Here is a 24,818-nt window from a genome sequence, read left to right on the forward strand (position 1 = left end):
TTCAACAGCTTCAACAGCTTCAACAGCTTCAACAGCTTCAACAGCTTCAACAGCTTCAACAGCTTCAACAGCTTCAACAGCTTCAACAGCTTCAACAGCTTCAACAGCTTCAACAGCTTCAACAGCTTCAACAGCTTTAGTCTGCGTAAAACTATTCGTAAAATCAAATAAAGAGTCTAAATCCGCTATTTCATTTTCAGTCTTATTTTCTATTAAAGAATAATCAAAATATGCATCTAAAAAACTAAATGGAAAATGCTCTTTTAAAATCTCATAACACTTAAAAGATACTGTATGTTTTTGAATTTGGTTAAGCAAAATATTTAATTGCGAAACAAATTGTATATTTTGTATTTGCCCCATTTGATATGCATTTAAGAAAAACAGTTTATCTATGGAAATATAACCATCTAGCTGGTCCCTTAATTGCTCTACAATAATTTTTTTGTTCATCATTACAACACTTTTAACTATTCAATCCATCTCGGTTTGAGCGAATCAGAATCTATAGTCGACTTTTCAATCAATATAATAAGTTATCTATAAAAATAATTTGTTGATAACTTCCCTCTCTATTAAGCCAGATTAAAACTTCTTCCTGTATTTCAAGTATCCTAGTACAAAGAGAAACAATGGAGCAAAAATCACGAATTTCCTCAAAAACTTGTGATTCACTTTGTCGTAGTAAGTCACTAACATTTGATCCATAAATGGTGCTAAAACAGTTTCAGGTCTTGTTTCAAAATAGTGGTTTAACCGCATATTTAAAAGAATTAAAACACAAAGACTAAGAATCAAAAACATCAAAGGAATGAGCCATACTCGCCAATAAGTCGTAATCACCCATATAAAGGTTTCAAATTCCTGCTGTAGCCAATGCATGACTCTCACTCCCAAATTAAGAATACATCTGCCTATTCATAATTAAATCACTATGTGTAAGCACATAGTCAAATATGTCATCCGCCTTCGCTTTACGATCTTCGAAATTAAACGTTTCCCATGACAGGGCATCAGTCAAAATAATTTCAGAGTTTAAAACTTCCAGCAATTGAGCTTTATTACTTTCTTGGTTGATCCAATTTACACCCTGCGATAAAACAGTTTGAATTTTATTCAACAAATCTTGAGCAATTTTTTTCACTGCTTTTTCTTCTTTCTCAGATAAATTTGGTTTCTTTAATTTATCAAACAGTGTGAGTTCCAGATCATTGTCTAGTTCTTCTCTTACATAACGCGTTTCTTCTTCAGACAAGTCCTCATACACTTTCATTAACTCTTCAAAAACCTTTTGAATTGTCACATCTGAAATGTCTTCATTAATTTGCGTAATAATTTTTTGATAATCTTCATGAAACTTTGCACGATCTCCATTTACGGCAGTGAGACGAGCTAAAGCTTTTTCGATACGCTCTTGCAGTTCCATCAACACCGTTCTTTTATGTTTAATTTTTTCAAACTCAACTTTTAGACGATGAAAATCAATGGCTGACAAGTCGTATTCTGCATCCTTTCCTTTCTTATCCGTTGCTTCTAAATGATGATTTACATAATTCTGAATCTGTCTGAGTTCTAGCGTAATGTCAGAGCCTTCTTCACGCTTTGATAATCTACGATAGATCGCCTTTAAAGTATTCAGGTCTGCCTGATATATAGAAAGTTCATCACACGGTAAAAGATTTTCTTTACGTAAATCTAAGTCATTAAACATAGTAATGAACGTTGCTTTTACCTGCTTGGTAACAGATAAAGCATCTTTACATTGCAAGAGCAATTCCAAGCGATCTTCGTCTTTAGCCGACTTCAATGCTTGATAAGGGGCTTTCTTAGACTCCACATATTTGATTAAATTTTTCAGATATACACCAAATTCGATGAGTAACTTTGGTTTATCGCTTAATGGATCTGCTTCTACCTGTTGTGTTTTTCCAGCAGAATTCTTACCAGTGGAAAACACAGCCAATGCACGTCTTAAGCTTTGTAACATGCCGTTATAGTCGATGATTGTCCCTTGCTTTTTACCTGGAGCAACACGGTTGGCACGTGCAATCGCTTGCATCAAGGTATGGTTTTGCATCGGCTTATCAATATATAAAGTCGATAACGACTTCACGTCAAAACCAGTGAGCCACATCGCACAAACAATGACAAAACGTAATGGATGATTACTATCTTTAAATTCTTCATCCAACTTACGCTCTTGCATTACTTTACGATGCTTTAAGATATCTAAAGGCTTGCCATTGTGATCATTGAATTTTGCGACTTCTTCAATTTCGCTTTGCTCACTACTGACCACAACCGCAAACTTGGTTTCTTGCATCCATGCTAAATGTCTGCGCTTTTCCTCTAAAATATCTGGATCATTGCAATGAATGATTTCTTCTTCTGCAAGCTCTTTCTTTTGTAACTCAATCGCTAACTGCCACTTTTCAGTAATCAGCTCATACATTTTTAAGCACGTATTACGGTCTAAACAGATCAACATACCTTTATTACAAGGGGATTTATCCGTACCCAACAACCAACGCTCTTTATAATGATCCACCACATCTTGCGCTACGATTTTTAAACGCTTCGGTGATGTTAAAATATTGTAGTCATCACTTGCCTTACGGACGAGACGCTCGATATCAGCTTCACTTTTACCCTTCTTCTTAGCATCATCAATGACTTTCTGAATGCGTTGATTTAACTCATCAGGATTGGCAATACTCAGCTGAGCACCATGATTTTCGTAAATTAAAGGTACAGTCGCACCATCTAAAATGGCACGTTTAAAGTCATAAATGGAAACGTAATCACCAAACCATTCTTTGGTTTTTTGATCTTCTGGAGAGTCCATTAAAGGCGTACCAGTAAACCCTAAATATTTGGCATTTGGCAGTGCTGCTCGCATATTACGTGCTAAATCACCATACTGACTACGGTGTGCCTCGTCTGAGATCACAATGATATTATCCGCAGTACTATATGGCTCTGTCACAAGCTGATTAAATTTAAAAACTGTACTGAAAATATATTTATCATTCGAGTTCGTAAGTTTTTTACGCAGTTGATCGCCGCTGACTGCCTGATCATTCACCTTACTGGATTTACCACAATCACTATAAAGTTTAGAAATTTGATCATCTAGTTCAATACGGTCAGTAATAATCACAAAGCGATAATTCGATGAGATTTTTCTTAATACTTTTTCAGTAAAAAAAAGCATTGAAAAAGACTTACCCGAGCCTTGAGTATGCCAGTAAACCCCTAATCGACCTTCATGACGCTCTTTAATATGCGCTGGATCTTGACTGATCAGCCGCTCAATAACTTTATTCACACCTAAATATTGGTGATTTTTCGCAATGATTTTGATGGCTTTATCACCCTCTCCTTCAAAGGTAATAAAGCTCTCTACTAAATCGAGTAAACGTGTTTTGTCCAAAATCCCAAATAGCAATCGCTTCAGTTGATTCGTATTAGCTGCTGGTTCTGGATCATCTTCATCATTACGTTTCCACTGACCATAAAACTCGAGTGAAGATGTAAATGTGCCGTACTTCGCCTCTTCACCATTAGATAAAATGGTGATTGCATTAAAGTCAAAGAGTTGCGGAATTTTATCTTTGTAGTCTGTCAAATTGCCTTTAAAGGCACGATTGACGTCAATATCTACGCCTTTAAACTCAAAGAAGACCAACGGTAAACCATTTACAAAGCAAATCAGATCTGGACGTCTACGCTCTGAAGTTAGGGTACTTTTCACCCATAGTTCATCTACTGCATGGTAAATGTTGTTTGCGACATTATTGAAGTCAATGATTTTAACTGTGTAGTCTTTTAACTGACCTGTCTTAGGATTTTTTGCCTGTGTTTTATGCCCAACTAGCAAATCTTGTTCATAGCGGTATCTGTTTTCAGCAATTGCATTTGCGTTATAGCTACGACGATCTTTAAGATGTTTAATCGTGTTTTGAATGGCTTCTTGAGGCACATCAGGATTCAATTTTACTAAGGCATGCTGTAAGTCATTTAGCAAGACCACTTGTTGTTCTGACTCACGGCCAAAAATACTTATGCCTGATTTCCATTCATCATCATAGGCATGTGTTGTTCGCCAACCCAATTGTTCTTTCAGAATCTTAATGGCTGGTTTTTGAATCAGATTTTCTTCGGAGTATTGTGCGTGTGCCATAGTAAAAAAATTATAAAAATTAATAAGTTTTTGTTACCCAATTTAGCATAGGTCGTTGAAAAAAACCTGCGCTAACGCAGGTTTTTTTTAAGGTTTATTCAATACTTGAAAGTTTGGAAACATCGAGTTCACCTGACATAAGTCGAGGTAATAATGTCTCCTTTAAGTCATGCAACTTCTGATTCTGAGTTTGTAGGATATGTATTTGTTCATACATTGGCTCCACAACTTCATGAAACTTATCCAATAAGCTTTTTGGCGGAAGTAACAACTCATAATCTTCAAAGTCTTTGTACGTCACAGCAGGATATGCAGCCCCTTGTGCAACGCTTGTTAGATAACCACAAAAATCGTCACTTGCAGCTAATGCTGTTAAATACGTAAATGGAATTTTTGTTGGTCTTAATACCGTAAATCCTGTTGATACAATTAAGTTACTCTGAGGATTTTGAATTAAGGCATATTGTTTTCGGTTTGGACGGACACATGACCAAATCACATCACCATGCTGAACTTTTCGTTTTGCTCGACCTGGAGCATCATCAATATGATATTGAGTGAACGATTCAATTTTCCCTTGCCCCACTGATGAAATATCTACGTATAAGATTTCATCAAGTTCACCTTTTTTTAAAGTCGAAGGATTTGTGCTTATAACTTCTTTAAGAGATACGTTTGTCCACCCTTCAGGAATACCATCAACAAACTCAACTTGCTCATGGTTTGGGAATTTAAAATTGATGAACCATGAATTGTATAATTCGGCCAATACTGACTCATAAATCCTTATTCTATCTTCATAGGTTTTAGAAAGTTCATCGATAGATTTTAAAATCTGAACTTGTTTAGTCTGAATCTCTAAATCAGGTAAAAAAATCTTCGTTTCACGCACTATATCCGTATTGATATTCTGAATAGCAGCGCCATAAGAGATACCATTAAAGTATTCTTTTAAGGTCATCAATTTATAATACAACCACTCAGGCTCAACACCTGCGTAGTCAGAAAAATAAAGCCATCCATCATGAATACAGGCATCAACACCTAAAAAATAAGGCGTTCCTAATGTACCACTTGCCGAAATAATTAGACTACCTTTTTTAAGATGCCTGCTAAATGATGCTCCATATTCATTTACAAACTGTTTAGTTTGAATGATATATTTCCCTGAAGCTGTTGCATCTGCAATTTTCACCCATGGAATAGAACCATCTTTAAAATATTTTTCATCTTTAATTGGTCTAGGAGATGATCCTCGTCCAATAGTGACAATATCGCCAAGACAAACTTCCATCCCTGTCATGCCAATAACTCCTTGATACTATTTTGAATACGTGATTCAAGAAGCTCAGATTTTTTAGACAAATCTTCTAAGCAAATCAAAGTTGAATTTAAAAACTCATTAAAATCTTTTGTATTTATTGAGCTTTGTTCAATACCAACATAACGACCAGCCGTTAGGGAATAATCTTGAGCTTTAATATCTTCCTGTGAAGCTAACTTACATAAGCCAGCCACATCAGCATACACACCTTCAGGGAAACGCTCATTTAACCAAGTCACATCAGCAATACGATCAGCTAAGATTTTTTCCAAAGTTTGTACTTGATCTTGAACGGTTTCAGGCTCACCTTCTGCTGAAGCATTCAAGCCATTTAACAAGACAGCAATATCTTTGTTTGCCCATTGCTTTTTATCTTTCTTCGTATACAAACTCTCAGCGTGTGCGACTAATGCCAAAGCTTCAGCTTTAGTTGAACTTAATTGATCAAATACAGCTTGAGTTTGACCTAAAGCATTTTTCAGTGCATTAAATATTGTAATGATTGAAGCATGGTCTTGAGCATCTTCAAGTTTTTGGCGTAAGTCAGCAACACTTGGTAAAGCCTCAAGCAGTGCAATCTTGGCATCTTCAGCTAACTCTGACGCAAGACTTTGTTGCGCTTTTAAAGCAGATGCTTTTAAAGATGCGAGTTGCTCAGCAGTAACTGGCGTTGGTTTATCCTCAGACTCTTGTTCTTTCTTCGATAGCTTATTTAAAACATCAATCGACGTATTGGTCGCAAATTTAGCTACGTAATCAACAACAGTTTTAGATGAGCTTAAATAGTCTTTATAAACCACTGGCATCTGCTCAATGGTCTCAAGCATCTTGTTGATAGAGCGACGTAGCAAGTTTTGATACTTGTCATGCTCTTCACGATATAACCAAACAATCACATTTAAAGCTTCTAATTGTGACTCACTGAAAATATGTGATTTCGCTGATACCACCGTAAATACATTACGTGCATCCAGCATCAATACTTTATCTTTACGACTTTCAGGTTTTGATTTATCAAAGAACCAAAGCGCACATGGCAAAGAACGGGTATAGAAGAACTTTGGTCCAATCGACACCATAATATCAACATGACCAGTTTCGACTAATTTTTGACGGATTTCTTTGTCACGACCACCTGCATCAGATGCACTTGATGGCATAACAAAACCAGCACGACCAGTCTGATTCAAATAGCTATAAAAGTATTGAATCCACAAGCTATTTGCATTTGAAACTTGCTCATTTTTACCATCATTACCATCATTACGCTTACCACCAGATTTAGAAGTCACCCCTGGTAAACCAAAAGGCAAACGTTTCTTTTCAGCAATCGCTGCTTGAGCAATTTCTAAAGCTGTTGGTTCAGGCTGACCTTCTTCCTGCTGTGGCACAACATAAACGTCGTTCTTACATTTGCTGGCGTCCACCGCATCTACGTTAAATGGCGGGTTTGCCATAACAAAATCACACTGACCAATATAGTCGTGCAATGCACTATAAAAAGAGTTTCCTTCTACAATGTTAGACGCATCCAAACCATGCACAACCATGTTCATAATGGCGAGCTTTTGGTTATTTTCGGTTTTTTCCTGGCCTACAAACTGCATCGGATTATGCGTGTTATTTTGCTCTTGGAAATGTGTTGTTTGAATAAACATCCCAGCCGAACCCACTGCAGGGTCAATCACTAAACCATGATCAGGCTCAATAAAATTAACGATGGTACGTACTAATGATGGCGGCGTGAAAAATTCCCCCCCTTCTTGTGCACCAGACTGAGCAAACTTATTTAAGAAATATTCATAGATTTTACCAAACACATCGCCTTCTGTATTTAATAACGTATCTCGGTTAAAAATACGCACAACACGCTCTAACAGATCTTCTTCGAAATGCTGATAGGTCTTTGGTAACACACCTTTCAAAATTGGGTTTTGAGTTTCGATTGATTCCATAATGGCATCAAGTTCAGCACCCAAGTTATGACCTGTTGGTAAGTTTGCTAAATAATCAAAGCGTTGCTCTGGATTCAAATACAATGCACTGCGTGCCTTGAAAGCAATCTCGAGTTGCTTTTCAAATGCTTCCACTGGCATTTTGTTTTCATCAACAAGTTTTTGGTAACTTGCCATTTGATGATCTTGCAACAATTCTTTCTTTAATGAGTAAAAACGTGAAGTTGCATGCGATAAGAAAATGATACCTAAAATTGGTTGTGCATATTCTGTTGCTGTTAGCTTTGAGTTTGCACGCAGGTCATCTGCCGCTTCCCATAAATCTTTTTCAATTAAAGAGATGTTCATATTGCCTCAATTTATTTGTTTGGGTCAGAGCTGTTTCATCATGACTCAGCTCCAACACCTGAAATCTGTTTCAAATGTTTAAATCTAAATTCGGTGGTATGAGTACCTTTTATTTAAGTAAAATTACTCATTCAAATGTTATTTAAGAGCTGATTAAATTCATCCTTCACACTTAAATACTGACGTTGCTTTTCTTGCAGTACTGCGAGCTCACGTTCAAGATCTAACTGCTCAACTTCAATATGCACATCAAAATATTCGGCACAGTGTAAGCTATATTTATTGGCTTTGACCTGTTGGATAGTGACATCTTTTGACCATTCAGTTTCATGCTCAACCGTGAGCAATTCCTTAATTTTCTGTGCATCATTCAAGCTTAAATGAAATTTTCGACGCTGACGTTCACCAAAACTTCGAGCATCCACCATGCGAATGGTATCTTTAGCTTTGGCTTTATTTAAAATGAGTAAACTCATTTCAATATTTGAATCAGTCAAAATACCAGCAGGAAGTAAAACAACAGCTTCGACCCAATTTAATTGCACTATTTTTTCACGCAACTCTGCATCATACCCACCTCTGAATAGCCAGCCAGGGATAATCTGAAGGTATGCTTTACCATGCGCATTTAAGTTATATAGTGCTTGTTGAATCCACAGACTCTCAGATGCACTGGTAGGAATACGAGCAGTAATAAATAATTCTTTTAAATAATTTTGTCCTGCTACCAAGGATTCTAAGACCCTCATATTGACTGGTGGCGTACTCACTACAAGATCAACACCATAGCTTGAAGAGCCTTCACTTAATGAATCTGCCCGCTGAATATCTGCCTCTTTTTCACTTAAGGCAAAAAGCAGTTTTGTCACCCCTACTGTTGCTTCATTGATATCACGTAATATAGGCTTTTGAGTATTAAGCTCGTGTGCTAATAATCCTAGACCACATGCCCCATCGTAAAGTGTTTTGTCTTCGACAGACCCTATAATAGATGTGAATATATTTAGAATATTTTGTGAATCAATATTAAACATGTCCCCATTTTTATTTGAATTAAGTGCAAAAGCTTTTAATACGTCAAAAGCTTTTTCACCATAATTTTGATTATTCGAACACTCTTCCCGCAGGCTTAAAAACACCTGAACAATATTCACAAGCTGATTGGCGTTCCAACGAATTACATCCTTTGAAAACCAGTGAAATTCTTTTTCCGCTACAAAATCAGAAATAAAAGTTGAGATGTTATCGTGTGTTGATAAAAGGATATTTTTACTTTCTTCTCCATTCTCTTTTACAAGATAAGCAATCAAAGTAAATAGTTCTAATGCAGCACTACGTGTCATCATGCCTGTCATAGTCGATAAGGCATCTAAATATTCGATTGTATTTTTCATTTTTAATTTCCTATTTAGGCCATCAACTTTTGAAAAGCGGCATTGGTTGCTTTAATTTGTTGAACTTTCAGTTGCTCTATTGCATGCAAGACTTGATTATTTTTGTGAAATACTTCTGCCAATTTATGCTGTATGCCTAAGTCTGGTACTGAAATTTCAATATCCTTTAGACTGCTCACAGGGATATTCATAATCGTAGTACCCTTATTCAGACTGGTGAGCACTGCTTGACCATATTTACTGTTTAAGAAAACAGTTAAAAATTCTGGTAAAGCAACTTCCGAATCTACCTTGATGACTAGACATGTTGCAGGAGCAAATAAATTTAATTTTTCCTGTTCCGCAGTCACAATTGAAGCTCGTAGATTTGTGCCCTTTGATAAAAAAACAATGTCACCTTCTTTTAATTTCTTTTTTTCAATAAGCTCCTCATCGACAAATACTGTTTTCGTTGTACGAGTATTTACATCCAGAAAACCTCTATCGTTTAGGCTTTGACCTGTCAATAAACTGACTTGGATTAAATTCTCCTCATGAGTATCATTGAATTTATTGATTCCAACTGTAATACTTGAACATATTTCATTTAGTTTCATAACTACTCCAAATATAGTTTTAAAAAAACTATTTTTAAATTTCCTGAAGCAAATAGTAGCTCTCGCAAACCACTTTGTAAATAGTTCTATTAAAACTTTTCTAATTAAAGCAAGAAAACTTCTTAATCGATAGCTTAAATATTGAAATGTCGAGTAAGCAGTAATCCTAACTTAACAACTTCAATTATGAGCTGAAGTAAATATATCCATTATTTTTTGCTTGAACGTACGCCCACTCAGCCACCTTATGTGAGCGTTCTTTATCGGTCAGAAATCCCAACACAGAAATTCGATCCACAATAATCAAATCCTGTTCTTCATTACGCTCTTGCCACTTATGCAAAAACTCATCTGATGCCAGTAAATTACTTTTCTTAGAATTACAACTTGAATCAGCAAGTACAAAGTTGTGTCCTGTGTCAGATGGATACATAGACCATGGAATGAAATGATCAACGGCGTAATTGCCATTGCGCATCGGCTTATTACAGTAGAAACATTTACAGTCTTGTAGCTCAACCAAAATATTTGCTACAGCATTTAACTGATTTCGACTTGGCTCAAACATGAATTGTTCAAGATTCGGCAACTGATTCAAAATAGGTGCATTGCTGCTGTTCTTACGGATATAGTCAATCCAACGTTTCTGGCAAAGCTCTTCGATGATTTCACTGAACTGTCGTAAGCAAAACATGACTTGAGGCAAAAGGATGAGCTGCTTTCCACACCGATCAAGCTGATATAAAAACTCAAAATTTTGACCATTGATGTTTTGCAAGTAGCGGACTGGCATGTCTTTTACAGTGCGAGCGACATCTTTAACGAGCTTCAACCACACCAATGAATCTCGTCTTAATAACCCCAAAGAAGAGTAGCTTTGCCGAAGCTGTATAATGCGATTCACAATGGCAGCTTGTTTTCCATTGTTCTGATTTAAAATCAGCTGCCCTTCATCATTAAAGGTATAGGGTACTGCTTGCTTCCAATACAGCTCGATAAACTTCTCAGCGATATCCGTATATTCGAGTGATAGACTCTCACCTGAATCTTCACCTTTTTCAATAGCTAATCGGCTTAGGCTAATCAGCAATGCAAATTTATAGGTGCTACTAAAACTACCCGACTGTAAAATCAGCTGAATATTTTTTAGAAATTTAAGTTGTTCTTGTGCAGTAGGTATATGCACATTAATCCTCTACTAAATAGATAATATAATTTGGATCATTCATTAAACATAGTCAAAGTATTCACCAAGTTTAATTCACGACAAAGCATGAAATTTGTCTGCTCGAACAACCTTTCAAACACTGGATGCCCTGATAATTGCTGAGTACCACGAAATGGATGATCCCGATATTCTGCCATTACCGGAAACTCTGCATTCCTCACTCTCAGCTCAAAGCTCAATGCATCAAACCAGTCTTTATCAAAGCTCTTATCTTTAAGTTTAACCAGCTCGTTTGCCGCTACCGGGTACGTCACCCAGAGCTTACGCATCATTCCCTGTTGCTCAACTTCCTTTGTATAGCTATCCGTTTCTGACTCAAGAACAGAAGAAATCATATTCGTAATTTCCCGAATGTGCTTTTGAATGTTCTTGTAAACATTCAACTGTGGGAATCCTCTCTGCAGGGCGATTAACTCATTTCGGAATTTCCTTAAAGAATCTTGTGAGAGATTATCATTGGCAATATCGAAAGACTCCTTATTACCAAAGTTCGAGCGATCTTCCATGATCATAGGCCCACAGATATAGATATTTTCAGGAATGGTCAAAGCATCTTCTTGATCGCTAATAGTGAGTAATCTGGACTTAAGCGAATGATTGTCCCGGCACCATTTCTCGTAGAACTGAAGTTCTTTTAACTCAGGCGTTAATGTAGGTGTGTAAAAACTTCGGTATTTGTTGGTCTTAGTGCTATAGGTGGAACTGAGCTTATTTGCTGAATAAACCGTTTGGGCCTTCTCTACCACAGCCTTAAGCCTACCTACCAACTCACCTTCAGTTGCAACAATTTTATAAAGAACACTATTCACGTCCTTCATAAAATCCCTAATCAAAGAAGCTAAACCCGGTTTATCACTGGCTTTATCTTTCACCTCACCAATTGGGATCATGGCAATCTGAGTTTTTTTGAAGCCAGCATCCCCAGTAATACGAGTATATAAAGTTCCACGAATAAGCATAAAAATTGAGAGCATATCCAATGAGCTCTTAACTTTATATTCAAGCTCTGTCTGAGTTTCATCATTAGATACCAAGTAGAAATCTTCTACCAGAATCGTCAGCAGACGATCACGTTCATCGCCGTTGACCCACTCATTTTTCTCTTTATCCAAATATCCACCACGTCCCCGGTAAACAAGCTGGGCGATTTCCATTAAAGAGGCTTCAATTGCGAAACGAGGCATGGCAGCAATGATTGAATCACAGTTCGGGAACGAAATACCCCTAGCTGCAGTCGAAGTAATCAGTACGACTTGCAATGTCTCTTTGCGATCCAGCAACTCTGAACGATGGTATCCTATTAATTGGCTATCAAAAATGCCAATCTTAGAGCGTTCAACCACTCCTTCATCGACTAATGCATCTCTGAGTGCAGCCAATGCATTTTTATCCTGAGCAAAGTAGATAACTTGCTTTTTACCATCTTCAAGATTCTTTTGAATAAGCTCGATAGCAGTCTGTTGAGTCCTTTCCCCAGCTTTCTGGCGAAATAGATGAGTCAGGTTCTTATCCAATCCAAAATCATCTGTTTCAGGGACTACGGCGTATTGCTTGAGCATATATTGGATTTTAAGATCACTTGCCGGGTAACAGTTCGCCATGATATGGATACTAGAACGAACACGGTTACCATCATCCAGATCTGCAGTCTGCATCTTGAATGGGAAATTACCCAAAGATGGAGAGATGAACATTTTTGCGGGTAACTGATCCTGTTTCTTCATGTAATTCTGGATTGCATTCACATTACTGAGGGATGCATCAGCAAGAATCACAGTCACCGTAAATGGTGAATTACCTTGAAACGGCTCAATGAAGTTTTTGGAAAGGAATTTCAGCATCTCATTGATAAAAGTACGTGTGCCTGAATCCCCTGTAATTTCATCAAACATCACCACAATGTTAGGGAACTTTTTGGCAAACTCTCTCCGTTCGATTTTGGCCTCTGTCGGCTTCTTATCGATTTTGTATTGGAACATTTTTTCCAGCCCATCCAAACTGGAAGCTGCCACAGTTTTATTTTGGTTTTCCCTTGGGTTTCGTGGCCCAGCTGGTGTGGTGTTATATGGCATGAATGCCTGACTTGCTACAGTCATCGTCAGTTTATTGAGCTCTGGATGGAATACAAGTAATTGCTGGGTCGCTTCCCCTAATGAATCAAACACTCTGGCAAACTTCTTATTGGTTGCCGTAATTTTAGATTCTGAGGTATTGGCATAGCGTCTATTGGCATTTGCACTCTGTTCCAGGTCTTTGAGCTTCCGGTATTCATCTTGTTTGAACAATAGAACACTTGAGCCATGATCTATCTTCATATCTTCAACACCACCCACAATAGCGGCACCACGAGCATTCACCTTACAATCCGTATTGTGAATCTTCGAATAGATTTGCTGTGCCTGTGTCACCACATCACTGTTACTGGTAATCGTAGCTGATATTTTAGATAAATCACTGACCACATCATCGTTAATCAACACTCGTGGACTGGCGTAGAAGAAGAAAAACCCTTCCAAATCTACCAACAAGGTCTTAACGCTCGATGTTTTCCCAATCCCCGGCGTACCAGTCAAACAGATGAAATTCACCCGACCTTGTTTACTTTCCTTCAGTGCCAGTACTACGGCGCATTTATGCAAATCACGTAAGGTGAATGAAGTTTTATTCTCAATTTTTCCCTTACGAATTGTTTTAAACTCAGCCCGCACCATATCTTTAAGTTTTTGGTTATGGTCTTCGTCATCGACTTGCCGATCTATCAAGTCAAAAACCCACTCTAAAGCCAGTGGCTGGTTAGGATTCACAAAATCCTTAAGCCTTTCAGTAATAGTGAAAGTAAGATCCTGACCGTAGGAAATATCGCTAATATTTTTGGACACGATTTCCGAGATGTTTTTGACAGGTTCATTCACCAGATAATTCAGAATCTCAACTTGCAGTTTCGTGCGTTCATCCATATCGTCCAGACTCAGAACGTTATCCTGATACTCCTTGCCCAGCTGATACATAATTTCCAGCTCTGGTGATTTATCTTTATCCGCAAATTCAGCAGAGATGTACTCACTTCCCCGGCTGGTGATCGCCATCACACTCAGACGAATATTTGGCATGTCATCTTGTTCAAACTTCCATTTAAAAGAATCAACAAAAGTGGTTGCATACGAACAGCCTTGCGCCATCTTAAATAGGACTTTTTCCTTACGGACATAGGCTCTCAAGTATTCACGTAGTTTTTTTGAGAACTTAAATGGGATCTCTTGAGCTTCTGCATTCACGTATGAGAAAACACTTTGGGATTCAGAATGTTTGATGTAACGCTTGTACTCTTGCAAATAGGTACAAGAATCCTTGGCGTTGAATTGTTCTGGTTCACCTAAAACGTAAAATAATGAATATTCCTGAACCAGCACATGATAGTTGGATTTGACTTTGATTACCGCCAAGAAATCAGCACGGCCAAACATGCCCTTACCAAACAATTTGGCATTAGAAACTCCAAATTGCTGATTCCATGATTCAACTGCTTTCTCTTTAAAGGTCGCAATCGCTTCTATTTCTGCTTCAGTCGTATAGTCATCAATCCAAGTCTGGGTTATATCATTTGGCATCGTCAGTGGACACCAGATGCCAGATAAGCTCCAATTTGGTCTTGCATTCGCCGTTTTAGCCCTTGCAATACCATTTGGCTTGATCTTTCTTAGGAACTCCCGAGTATTGGTATAACCATGCCCGAATCCAGTTTTAATCAGTTGCTGAAAATAGCTTTCGATATTTTCATGGATAGCGGCATTAATGACATCGCTATATAGCGCTTCCTTCATTTCCTGAAAGACATCAGCAATCTGTTTACTATTCCATTCTGCTACTACAGGATGGCTGGCTGATAATAGCTTTGCATCAAGCAAAGCCATAATCGAACCACGTTTAACAGCGATCTCATAAACCTCGCCCCAAACTTTGGCTTCATTGTTCACCACGGCGCTTACTCCACATCAGTCGCTAAAATTTCTTCAGCTCCCTCTGGAGACGGCTCGATTAGCTCAATCAAGTCTTCATTCTTCAGAATAACGTATTCTTCGAGCTTGCCGATTAAGGCTGGCAGACTCATGACGACTTCGCCTTTATTTAGACGACTCGACACGATGACTTCACCAAGCTCTTGAATGCCAGTGGTGCCACGAATATGGGAAGGCTCAAGTACCGGAGTGAAGTTTTTGCCAGCTGTAGGACGTTCAGACTCAAAGTAATGCAGACCACGCAATACAGAGCGAATTGATTTCATTTCATTGGAATCATTCACATCAATAATATTACTGTGCAATCTGATTCGCTTATCGTTATGAATCGAATGCTCCTGACTGGTTAGCATATAGAAATACGAACAAATACCATTCTGAGTACGAACACCCACAGTACGTTTAGTCGCAAAGCTATATACGGACAAGGATTGTTTATATTCTTTTTGATTGATGATCGCCGTATGGTACTGATGGTGCGGTACCTCATAGGCACGACTGTTATCACTGGTTTTTAAGCTCAGTGCTGGGATCGTATCAGACTGGAATGGATAGAAATTCATATTCGGGAACAACTGATCAAGTTGATCCAAAGCACTTTCACTTTCATGAATCAAGTTGCTGGTTTCAGTCTTACCGATCTTACGCTGTGCAAAATGGTGTGAAAGCAATACAACATCTTCAAAACCATCTGACTGCAGTTTTTCGATGATACGGTGCATCGCCTTACTTGTTCTCAGATTGTCTTCAGCAACTGGGGCATGACTGACCTTCTGTAGTGATAAGCGACCCTGTTTATCGTTGATACGCTCAAGTGTATAGACGTAGCAGATGTAGCCATAATCTGGTTTAAGCAGTAGCAAATCCTTCTGATGCTGATACTTAAATTCCACATCATTCTCAGGTCGAGAGTTATAGCTAATACAGGCAATTTTGTCCTTAGTGCCCTCAAATGGGATGATGATTTTTGAATATCCTGACAGTGCTTCAATTGCAGCCTGAATACGGTAAGTCACTGTTTTATCCATAGCGAGATTCACCGGGGCACAAACTCGCTCACCATTTTGATTACCATAAGGCATAGGATCTGGTTGATACTTCAGGCCCTGTACCTTCACAATAGCATCATCATTGTTCAGCAACTTCTCAAGGGTATAAGCGGTGGCATACGCTCGTTTACACTCAGGATTAAACCCACCTTTTTGGATCTTTTTTGATTTCCTTTGAAATTGGGCTTTTTCTTCATTCTCATGTTCATCAACTGAGTCAATTCGCATTACAGGTACATATAAGCGCTCTTCAATACCCAGTTGATTTTTTACTTCTTTAATCAGATGTTTAAGGAATAGATGAATCGCAATCGAAAAACATGACGTACTGATGATCAAAGCATTTTCTTTTTCATCCAAACATAATTGAGCATGGCCGCCTTTTAAGTCACTCAATCGAAATAGCTTAGATGAATAATGAATCATGACCTTGTACTTAGATAACAGGTTGTCGTAACTCAAACTATCAGGATGATAAAAATGTGGCAGCCCATTGTCACCTATCTTCTTGTTGGTCGGCACCATCAATACTGGTAAACAAGGAATATTCAGATTACGAGCGACATCAAATTGATCTAGGTCGGTATTAGGATTCTCAATCGGTACCAACGTTCGAATTTTCAGTGTGGAATTAAACTCAATCTCGCTTAGGGCTTTACGAGCATAATCATTCTTTCGAATGATTTCGTCTTGGCTCATTTTCGCCGACTTTTTACGGCTAGCATCCACCATCGAGATGTAGCTGTAAAAGTTCGATTCTTTACCCTTAAATATACTAAAGAACTGTTCCGCATCTTCACCAATTGAACTCTTGAATACATCTAGATTCACAATACTTGGAAGGATGTAGAGTACAGTTTTAAGACTACTATCCTTTTCCATCTCACTAATGATGGAATCCAGATTCGCTTTTAGCGCCGTAGTGATCGTAGACGTGATCGCCTCCATTCGCTCATGCATTTTTTCGGTATTGAGCTTTTCGTCTAAGATACGAGTAAGGTTGAGTCGGATTTTTTGAGGATTCTTGAATGCATCAACCAGTTTATTGAATGCCCCTTCAAAATCTGAAATCTTCATGTCTGCCCCAGATAGGACGAAGTACATCATAATGAGCTGGAACATCTCTACTTGAGCAACGCGATCTGAGCACTCTTTGCTTAATCGTTCTTCAGAAATCGGCTGACCTTTATCATCCACAATATCCTTCAGCAGCAATGCTTTATTGATAGTATGCAGACGAGCTTCATATGCAGTCAGCATGGTATCCGTGTCCGAACGATATCCTTTGCCTGTCTTATAATTGATCCGGAACTTAGAGTTAAAGGAACTTACCTTTTCCTCTTTAACAAACTCACCATTCACCCGAAAGGCATAAGTGACTTCACGTTTTAGAGAGAGCCCTTCCTTATCCTCATGACGACTATCATTTATTTCAATTTTTGGTTTTACCCAAATTGGTAATGCGTCTGTTGCATTTACATAAGCTAGTAATGCATTAAAATCAACTTTACCTACAGCGCCGTAGATAGCACCAAAATCAATGCCATAGTCTTTAATGGATTCAGTCGTTTCATCATTCCAAGGTGCAATTCGATCACCGAAAATCTCAAAAAAAGCGACTGCTTTACGGATATAAGAAACAGCAGCTTCACGTTTAAATTCATTTCGTTCATTCTGCTCAATGTGATCCGCAATGATCTCCATTATTTTAAAGCAATTTCGGATACGTGCTCGTGGTAGTGCTTTAGTTTCTACAAAATGAAGTAAATTTTGGATGTCGTTATTTTCAACTGAACATTCAGCATCAAGAATTTCCTCCATACGTTCAGCAACCTCTAATGGCATCTTTTCGCCAGCTGAGTAGGACTGTTTCACGATGGCTTTAATAGCATCACGAACTTCTTTCACCCATTTAGGTTTGCTGAGTTCTTCCGTTACAGTAAACAGTCGCAATTCGCCATCTTTTGCTTTTAAGTCGCTTGTATATTGCAAAGAAGCTACTTTAGATTGCCCTTTGACTTGCATAGGATATTGAGAATTTTTGGCAATCACTGGATCAGAATTTTTGAGATCGCCTAAGAATTGGTTGAGAGAATTCAGTGCCATACCTGTCGGAGCATTTTGAAGTACTTGCTGAACAATTTCAGACATCGCTTGGTCTAAATCACGATAAGTCTGGGCAGTTTTAGCTTCAGATTCCTTATCAAATAAAGTGCTTATTCGAAGTTTTGAATCTTCAGGTAATAATTGAATATCTTTGATGATGTTATAGATTGGCTTTGAGTCGTTTTTAGTCCCGATTTGCTTAAATACTGCAGACACAAAAGCGGTCGCATCAAAATGCAGATTATGAGAAGGCCCATAATAATTAAAGAAATGAGCTGGTTGATGGTTTTTAAGAGTCCCCACCATGGCTTTTAATAAAGGGGAAAGAATTATTTTAGGTGCGAGTGTACTTAGTTCTGTACTAGAACCATTGTTATTTAATTGCATTAAGTTTTTCCATGATAAAGTTGGCACTAAGAGGTCTTTTTATATTTATTAAATATCAAAATCCTCTGTCTGAACTTTGATCATATTTTTTTTAATTAAGAATGTAAATATAAGTTATTTAGAGATTTCTTAAATCGCCACACATATCTTGATATTATGGGGGTAATTAAATCATATTGATAACCATAATTTTCTATATAACTTGGAAACTTGTACAGTAAAATAACTTCATAAACAGACGCGGATTAAAAACCATGGAATCCTCGGTAGCCTATAAATAACCGAAGTTATAAGTAGAGGTTAAGCAGCCATTAAAGGTGATCTTCCTTTGTTAGCTTGTTGTGGTCTTTCATGATTCGAATGCCACACCCAATCAGTTATGTAGTCCTTGTGTCCTGCCATTTTTCAATAGCTAATCGTTTGAGAATAATCAATAGTGCAAATTTATAATGACTACTAAAACTCTCCGACTATAGAACCAGTTGGATATTTTTTAAGAATTTCAATTTTTTTGAGCTGTAAGAATAAAATCAGGCATGTTTTTCCCAAAGTATATTCAGCCACTGTTCATCACGATCATGTCGCTGATCTACTGTAATCCACTGTTTTAGTACCCTAACCCCATTCAACTGTTCTAACAATTCCTGAGCCTGCTCTTCATTTAAGTCAGTAAACGCCCTACCGCCTTTTACTCTATCTGCTGTTCCATATTTAAAAGACATATAGCACACACCGCCACGGCGTAATGCAGCATGAATACGTTTTAAAACATCAGGGAGTCTATTACGAGCACAATGTAGTAAAGAGGCACATGCCCATACCCCATCATAAACATCGTGTATATCAAGCTCATAAAAACTTTGCTGCTGAACAGCGATACCAGTCAGTTGGCTCGCTCGTTCGACCAATACTTCAGAATAGTCGATAGCATCAACTTGATAGCCTTTATTTTTAAAAGCCAAAGTGTCACGCCCTGAGCCACAGCCTAAATCCAGGATCCGTGCAGAATCTGGCAACTCAGCTAAAAATGGTTGGTATAGACTTTCCATATCCACATACAACGTGGCTTGTAAAAATTGATCTGCGTATTGGTTGTAATAGTCTATTGTTTTCATATTGATTGCTTAGGCTAAACACTGACCCCAGTCTACTAAAAAACAAAAAAATAAGGGAGCATTTGCTCCCTTATCTTTTTAGTCAAATAAATCTGCTCTTACTTCTTCCAAAGCACGATCTGACTTAAAACGATTACATATGGGATGAATAATTGCTCCATTTTCTAAAACACCGTAACCACCTTCTGCTTTCGATTCTCGATGATCTACTTCAGTCGATTCAAGGTATAAAGCGCTATCACATACTTCACAATAGCTCCATGTTTTCCTTTCCTCACGTTGATAAAGATTTCTTTTGGTCGCGAGTGAAAAATTTAGAGGTTTTTTCTTCTTTGTTAGTCTTACTGATTTCACAAAGCTAACAACATCATCCACAATGCTCTCATCATAATCACCACCAAAACGGTCAAGGTAAAAATCATTAAAATTAATATAATCAAATGATTGACTCATCGAAAGAATGACGGTGTTCAAACAAACTTCATCTTCAAAATCTAATTCCATATTGAGTCCAATACAGATAAAGGCTTGATACACGTTCTTCAATCGCTCATGTGATCTGATCCCGCTACCAAACTTACCGACAGTTTCTTTGATGGCCACAGGAATTTTTTCAATTAAACTTTCAACACCACGGCGTGCTCGAGTAAATCCAATAAAATCTATCTTTTTATTCTGTATTTCAAAACAGTCTTCTTCAATTTCACAGACGATAGAGAACCAGGCCAAAAAGGATGTCACTTGAAAACGATTATCTTTATAAAAATATAGTTTTGGGTGTAAGCCCAGACTTGGAATCCGAATACTAATTGCTGGTGTAGCGATACGACACAGCACAACTCTAAGTTTTAGCATTAAATTTTCTACACGCTGACCTTGGTCTATACTCACATTATTCTGACAAGTATCACCAAACATGATATTCAGGAGTTCATTGACCAAGCCGATTTTTTTACCGTGTGTTAAATCCGGCTCTAAAAGTATTATCTTAAAAAGATGATCATGAATTTGCTCACCCAAAGTGATCACTTCATTTATCCGCTCGTAATTCAGTTCAGCCAAGTTGGATTTATTATCGTTTATATAACAACACGCATAAATCACATAAAAAGCATCACTCCCCCTATTTTGTAAATGATATTCTTCATCTGGATCTAATCGCTTCGTATCCGAATTGATTGAACAAAAGGCTTTTCGAGCTTCCTCAGGTGTCCCAATGACTTCAATAAAATTAATTTTGGTTGATTTTAATTTTTGCTGAAACTCAGAATCGCCACATAACTCTTGAAAATCAGCTAATCCACCTAATCGATTACGAATCTGACGAATATCTCGTTTTTGTGGTGCCGTGAATTTTGGGGCTCCTGCTACTTGCTCATCAATAAAGTATCTTTTGATCCAAGCATAGATAATTGAAATCCTGTGCCCACCATCGATGATATAAATATTACCAGCAGCATCTTTCCAATAGCGAACGCATAAATTGACATTACGATCATTCAAACAGTTTAGAATAAACTCCTGAATTTCGGCAGGGCTCCAACACTCTGTGGAGCGTTGATTGTCTGCTTTATATAGTTTTTCTAGGATCTCATGGTTGGCGAAGTCATAAAGTGATATTTCAAAGTTATGGTGCAGATTTGAGTGCGACATTTCGTCAAGCAGCATCATTTTTCTTTGAATAATATTGGTTAAAAGCTTAGTACGAGCCATTTTATTTTCTCTAGGCAATACTTCTCTAGATCTCGTGAGATTACGAAATTAGAAGTAATTAAAATTAAAATCAGTGATAAATGAATTAAAAACTCATCAACTCAGAAGTATCTTTTTGCTAGAGAAAAAACAGATAGAAATAATATAAAGATGCATTTTAAACCTCGTTGATAGATTGTCGTTTGCCAACATCTTTTCCACGAGATGGAGGCAAACCAAATAGGGTGTGGAAATACCGCTCAACGAAACGGCCAGTCAAAGACTGCCCTACCTGGCTTACCATAAAAGCGCCATGTAGACACAAAAGAGCCACTAAAAGCGACTCTTTAGTTCGTTGAGTAACAGGTTTCCACGCCTGGTCACAGATTTTGCTGTAACATCTTTATCTTATGTGCATAAATTCAATTGGTCAAATTTTATGATCAATATTTAATCAATTGATTCAAAAATAATTACCTATATTTTTAGAGGCTTAAGAATACAGATAAGTATCTTATAATTTCTACAATATTTAGTTGCTGTAAACTAATCGCAATGAAACTCTATATATTTAAGCAGCGTGATTTAATAAAGGAAGTAGATTGAAACTGCAAATTTTATCGGATACTCACAATTCTAAATATTCAATATCAGAGCAAGCTGATGTCATTATTCACGCTGGCGATTTTTCTAATCGCTTAAGTGGTGCAATTGAGTTTGCCGAAAAATGTAAATCTCTGAATAAAAAATTTATCTTTGTTTTAGGTAATCATGATTACTACAGCTCTAACTACAGTTCAGTCGTGAATTTCTTGAAAGAAAACTACCCAAAAAATGCACTACTTGATGACAACCATATCAAAATTCAAGATAAAATATTTGTAGGTGGCACGCTGTTTACGAACTTTCGCTCCAATTCTCCACTTATATCTCCTGAGGTGCTTTTACAGTCCCAAAAAGATGCTGAACAATCGATTTATGATTTTGATCAAATCATGATTAGCAATGAAAATAGACCTATAACCGCCGATGACTACATAAAACTATTTAACAAATATCATCAAAATATTTTGCAGTTTAGAGGGCAAGATCATGTGATCGTTATTACGCATTTTCCACCTCATTTAGCTTGTCTTGATCCATATTGGGGTACGCACCCTGTTGCATCAGCCCTCAATCCCTATTTTATTAATGACCTAGATGTAAAAGGGTTTAAGTTATGGATTGCAGGACATACGCATACATCAGTGGATACTGTAGTCGATGGATGTAGATTAGTGATCAATCCTTTGGGTTATCCACCAGAGCAAGGTAAAAATGGGTTTAGAGAAAATTTGATCATCGAAGTTTAAATAGATATTTTTTCTGAAACCTTTTTAAAGCATCAGATAACTCGATTTTAAAATTGTCTGCAATATTAATGATGAAGCATTAGTCCTATCAAAACCTAAAATAAGTGTCGTCACATGTTTTTTGGTACTCAATAGTGCTGTTAGGACTTTTAAGCTTTAGCTCATAGTTAGAATTAGTATAAAATTACATAACACCAATAAAGTTTTATGGCAAAATGAGAAGACCGATCGATTTTAAAAATATTGAACAAAGATCACGCCCAATTATTGAAGTTATACCTATGGCATTTGACAACAGTCAAGCAACACAACGTATTGTACTACATCATTTAAAACGTGTAATTCATCAACATAGAGATGAACTACAAAAGCTTGCCTATAAATAAAGCTCATTATCCACGTTTAAATGTTCATACCTATATTTGGCCACTTTTTCCACTACATCAATTTATTTCAAATTTTCTGTGATACTGATAATGAAATTTATACCACATCCGAACTAGGAGAAACTCATGTCGATTCCTTTAGATCCTGAAAATGATTGGAAGAATAAAATTGCAGATCAAATACTTAAAGATCTACTCGATATCCATAAAATCCAAGGTAATACTATTAAAAAAATGAAAGTAGACCAAAATGGTGTTTTCTATGTAGAAGAGGAAATATCAATTGATGACGTACTCAAGCAATTTTGAACTCTGCTCATTGAAACGATATAAAGCGCTTGAATTTTATATTTAAAAGCTTAACCAAATTGTATCACCTGTAGATGCGTACATAGCTTCAGCAGTTTCTTTCAACACATCTCTATCATCCGTTTCCATTGATAATTCATCACATGCAGGATATCTACTATCGCTTGTAGAAGATAAGCTGGATTGAACAATAGACTCATCTTGCATAAATCTAGTTCTATCTTGCCTTAAAAGCTGTACACCACGGTAGCTAGCACGCATTTGATTTAATGCTTGAAGACGTCTTTCATTTGTGGTCATTATTGTTTTTCTCGACATCAATTACCCCCTTGATTTTTATTTTAAATAAGACCAACAAATTACAATATAAATTGAAATGAGGGAATGATCTAGCGATCAGATAATCCCCCTTTTTAATCACGGCGATCAAATAAAATTTGATCAATGCATTTAAAATCAGTCTTCTAAAAACTCTATCATATCTTGTTCAGTTCTAACGACTTTCATAGGAAGATGATTAGTTGCATTTAGTATCAACTTGATATAATTCTCTTTTATTATTACATCTTGCTGATTTTTTACTTCGGACTCAGCGGTTATATTTGTGTTCTCTTTAGAAGCAATCCGATCTACCATCATATTTACCTCACTTTACAAATTGTTCAGGATCTTGCTCTTCAACACGCTGATATGAAGACGAACTATTCATTAAAGCATGCCCACTTCTGAATGCTAATTCTTGAGTCATCTCTTGCTCGGCAATACTAGTCTCGCCATGATTTTTTATGTATTCAGCTCGTTTTAGCATAAATGCTCGCTCACGCTCTTGAACACGGGAATTCAACTCCGTATTTTCAACTTGACGAGCAGCAATATAATTATATGTAATGAATCCGCAAAGTACGATTAAAAAGAAACTGAGTTGCCTCTTTACATTTCTAGTCACAAATCATCCTTTTATATCCAGTTCAGACTGAAGTTATCGTGTACTCACACTAATCAATTTAAAAATTATAGCGGATGGCACACTATAAAAGTTCATTACTCATCCCTAGGATTAAAATCTTTAAACTCATCAGCATTGCTAGCAAATTTAACAAAAAAGTTATGCCATGCGAATAATGACTCTAATTCCTGTTTATTTTGAATCGGCTTAGGCAACTCATATCCAATGATCCAGTATGGTGCTGTACAGCAAACATGTTCAGGTATAAGGACTTGCTGTAAGGCTGTTTCAGCACTTAAAAAATATAAATTATCGTTTAAGTGGACAATACTCCCTTGTAAAGCTTCTTGAATACAATGATCTGCCTCTATATACGTATGCTTCATTTAGTTCGCCTCCATTTTTCAATTAATGGGATTTCCAAACCTGTTA

At 37.2% G+C, this 24,818-nt stretch carries 17 protein-coding genes and 1 pseudogene; 2 read left to right on the forward strand and 16 right to left on the reverse strand.

Annotation, left to right across the window (positions count from 1 at the left end; genetic code table 11):
• From FTU16_RS12215 to FTU16_RS12265, 12 genes and pseudogenes are all read right to left on the reverse strand, one after another.
• The coding region (locus FTU16_RS12215) for a hypothetical protein (RefSeq protein ID WP_180163361.1) at window positions 1-456 on the reverse strand (456 nt) is incomplete at its 3' end.
• Window positions 457-898: 442 nt separating this feature from the next.
• On the reverse strand, window positions 899-4,183 hold the full coding sequence (locus FTU16_RS12220; protein ID WP_180163362.1) for a type I restriction endonuclease subunit R: 3,285 nt from the start codon (window positions 4,181-4,183) through the stop codon (window positions 899-901).
• A 94-nt stretch (window positions 4,184-4,277) separates the two neighbouring features.
• Window positions 4,278-5,486 carry a restriction endonuclease subunit S gene (locus FTU16_RS12225; protein WP_180035923.1) on the reverse strand — a complete coding sequence of 403 codons (1,209 nt, stop codon included), beginning with the start codon at window positions 5,484-5,486 and terminating at the stop codon, window positions 4,278-4,280.
• Window positions 5,483-7,810, reverse strand: coding sequence for a type I restriction-modification system subunit M (locus FTU16_RS12230; protein ID WP_180163363.1), 2,328 nt, complete (start codon window positions 7,808-7,810; stop codon window positions 5,483-5,485). Before FTU16_RS12230 ends, FTU16_RS12225 begins: the two co-directional genes overlap by 4 nt.
• Before the next feature lie 131 nt (window positions 7,811-7,941).
• Window positions 7,942-9,204 (reverse strand): class I SAM-dependent DNA methyltransferase, encoded by a 1,263-nt coding sequence (locus tag FTU16_RS12235; protein WP_180163364.1) that lies wholly within the window; start codon window positions 9,202-9,204, stop codon window positions 7,942-7,944.
• Window positions 9,205-9,218: 14 nt separating this feature from the next.
• Entirely contained in the window at window positions 9,219-9,800 is a 582-nt protein-coding gene (locus FTU16_RS12240; RefSeq protein WP_180163365.1) for a restriction endonuclease subunit S, read from the reverse strand.
• Window positions 9,801-9,984: 184 nt separating this feature from the next.
• The gene (locus tag FTU16_RS12245; RefSeq protein ID WP_373683900.1) at window positions 9,985-10,986 is read right to left on the reverse strand and encodes an HNH endonuclease domain-containing protein; all 1,002 of its coding nucleotides are present in this window, start codon (window positions 10,984-10,986) and stop codon (window positions 9,985-9,987) included.
• A gap of 35 nt (window positions 10,987-11,021) precedes the next feature.
• On the reverse strand, window positions 11,022-15,005 hold the full coding sequence (locus tag FTU16_RS12250; RefSeq protein WP_180009557.1) for a hypothetical protein: 3,984 nt from the start codon (window positions 15,003-15,005) through the stop codon (window positions 11,022-11,024).
• A gap of 5 nt (window positions 15,006-15,010) precedes the next feature.
• Window positions 15,011-18,586, reverse strand: a complete 3,576-nt coding sequence (locus FTU16_RS12255; protein WP_180163366.1) for a hypothetical protein — start codon at window positions 18,584-18,586, stop codon at window positions 15,011-15,013.
• Window positions 18,587-18,975: 389 nt separating this feature from the next.
• A pseudogene (locus FTU16_RS16640) lies at window positions 18,976-19,124 on the reverse strand (HNH endonuclease); the annotation flags it as partial.
• Window positions 19,117-19,701: a class I SAM-dependent methyltransferase gene (locus FTU16_RS12260; RefSeq protein WP_180009559.1), complete on the reverse strand. Its 585-nt coding sequence runs from the start codon at window positions 19,699-19,701 to the stop codon at window positions 19,117-19,119. The gene FTU16_RS12260 and the pseudogene FTU16_RS16640, both read right to left, overlap by 8 nt.
• 78 nt (window positions 19,702-19,779) lie before the next feature.
• Complete coding sequence (locus FTU16_RS12265; RefSeq protein WP_180009560.1) at window positions 19,780-21,414, reverse strand: HNH endonuclease; 1,635 nt, start codon at window positions 21,412-21,414, stop codon at window positions 19,780-19,782.
• 581 nt (window positions 21,415-21,995) lie between these two features.
• On the opposite strand from FTU16_RS12265, the gene FTU16_RS12270 reads away from it, so the two are divergent.
• Window positions 21,996-22,745 (forward strand): metallophosphoesterase, encoded by a 750-nt coding sequence (locus tag FTU16_RS12270; RefSeq protein WP_180035931.1) that lies wholly within the window; start codon window positions 21,996-21,998, stop codon window positions 22,743-22,745.
• Between the two features lie 512 nt (window positions 22,746-23,257).
• Complete coding sequence (locus tag FTU16_RS12275) at window positions 23,258-23,440, forward strand: hypothetical protein (protein ID WP_180163367.1); 183 nt, start codon at window positions 23,258-23,260, stop codon at window positions 23,438-23,440.
• A gap of 42 nt (window positions 23,441-23,482) precedes the next feature.
• On the opposite strand, the gene FTU16_RS12280 is transcribed toward FTU16_RS12275, so the two are convergent.
• The 4 genes from FTU16_RS12280 to FTU16_RS12295 form a co-directional block, all read right to left on the reverse strand.
• The gene (locus tag FTU16_RS12280) at window positions 23,483-23,758 is read right to left on the reverse strand and encodes a hypothetical protein (protein ID WP_180005639.1); all 276 of its coding nucleotides are present in this window, start codon (window positions 23,756-23,758) and stop codon (window positions 23,483-23,485) included.
• 138 nt (window positions 23,759-23,896) lie between these two features.
• Window positions 23,897-24,079, reverse strand: coding sequence for a hypothetical protein (locus tag FTU16_RS12285; protein ID WP_180005640.1), 183 nt, complete (start codon window positions 24,077-24,079; stop codon window positions 23,897-23,899).
• 7 nt (window positions 24,080-24,086) lie between these two features.
• Complete coding sequence (locus FTU16_RS12290) at window positions 24,087-24,386, reverse strand: hypothetical protein (protein ID WP_180005641.1); 300 nt, start codon at window positions 24,384-24,386, stop codon at window positions 24,087-24,089.
• 95 nt (window positions 24,387-24,481) lie between these two features.
• Window positions 24,482-24,772, reverse strand: a complete 291-nt coding sequence (locus FTU16_RS12295) for a hypothetical protein (RefSeq protein ID WP_180124865.1) — start codon at window positions 24,770-24,772, stop codon at window positions 24,482-24,484.
• Window positions 24,773-24,818 lie beyond the last annotated feature (46 nt).

This window comes from Acinetobacter sp. YH12069 (assembly GCF_013419675.1).
In the GTDB taxonomy this organism is placed as follows: Bacteria; Pseudomonadota; Gammaproteobacteria; order Pseudomonadales; family Moraxellaceae; genus Acinetobacter; species Acinetobacter amyesii.

Bases quoted from the DNA above. Each gene is read 5' to 3' on its own strand.
- FTU16_RS12235 (WP_180163364.1), bottom strand. From the start codon at position 9,204: ATGAAAAATACAATCGAATATTTAGATGCCTTATCGACTATGACAGGC.
- FTU16_RS12265 (WP_180009560.1), bottom strand. From the start codon at position 21,414: ATGGCTCGTACTAAGCTTTTAACCAATATTATTCAAAGAAAAATGATG.
- FTU16_RS12255 (WP_180163366.1), bottom strand. From the start codon at position 18,586: ATGCAATTAAATAACAATGGTTCTAGTACAGAACTAAGTACACTCGCA.
- FTU16_RS12295 (WP_180124865.1), bottom strand. From the start codon at position 24,772: ATGAAGCATACGTATATAGAGGCAGATCATTGTATTCAAGAAGCTTTA.
- FTU16_RS12225 (WP_180035923.1), bottom strand. From the start codon at position 5,486: ATGACAGGGATGGAAGTTTGTCTTGGCGATATTGTCACTATTGGACGA.
- FTU16_RS12220 (WP_180163362.1), bottom strand. From the start codon at position 4,183: ATGGCACACGCACAATACTCCGAAGAAAATCTGATTCAAAAACCAGCC.
- FTU16_RS12230 (WP_180163363.1), bottom strand. From the start codon at position 7,810: ATGAACATCTCTTTAATTGAAAAAGATTTATGGGAAGCGGCAGATGAC.
- FTU16_RS12285 (WP_180005640.1), bottom strand. From the start codon at position 24,079: ATGATGGTAGATCGGATTGCTTCTAAAGAGAACACAAATATAACCGCT.
- FTU16_RS12275 (WP_180163367.1), top strand. From the start codon at position 23,258: ATGTCGATTCCTTTAGATCCTGAAAATGATTGGAAGAATAAAATTGCA.
- FTU16_RS12260 (WP_180009559.1), bottom strand. From the start codon at position 19,701: ATGAAAACAATAGACTATTACAACCAATACGCAGATCAATTTTTACAA.
- FTU16_RS12240 (WP_180163365.1), bottom strand. From the start codon at position 9,800: ATGAAACTAAATGAAATATGTTCAAGTATTACAGTTGGAATCAATAAA.
- FTU16_RS12280 (WP_180005639.1), bottom strand. From the start codon at position 23,758: ATGTCGAGAAAAACAATAATGACCACAAATGAAAGACGTCTTCAAGCA.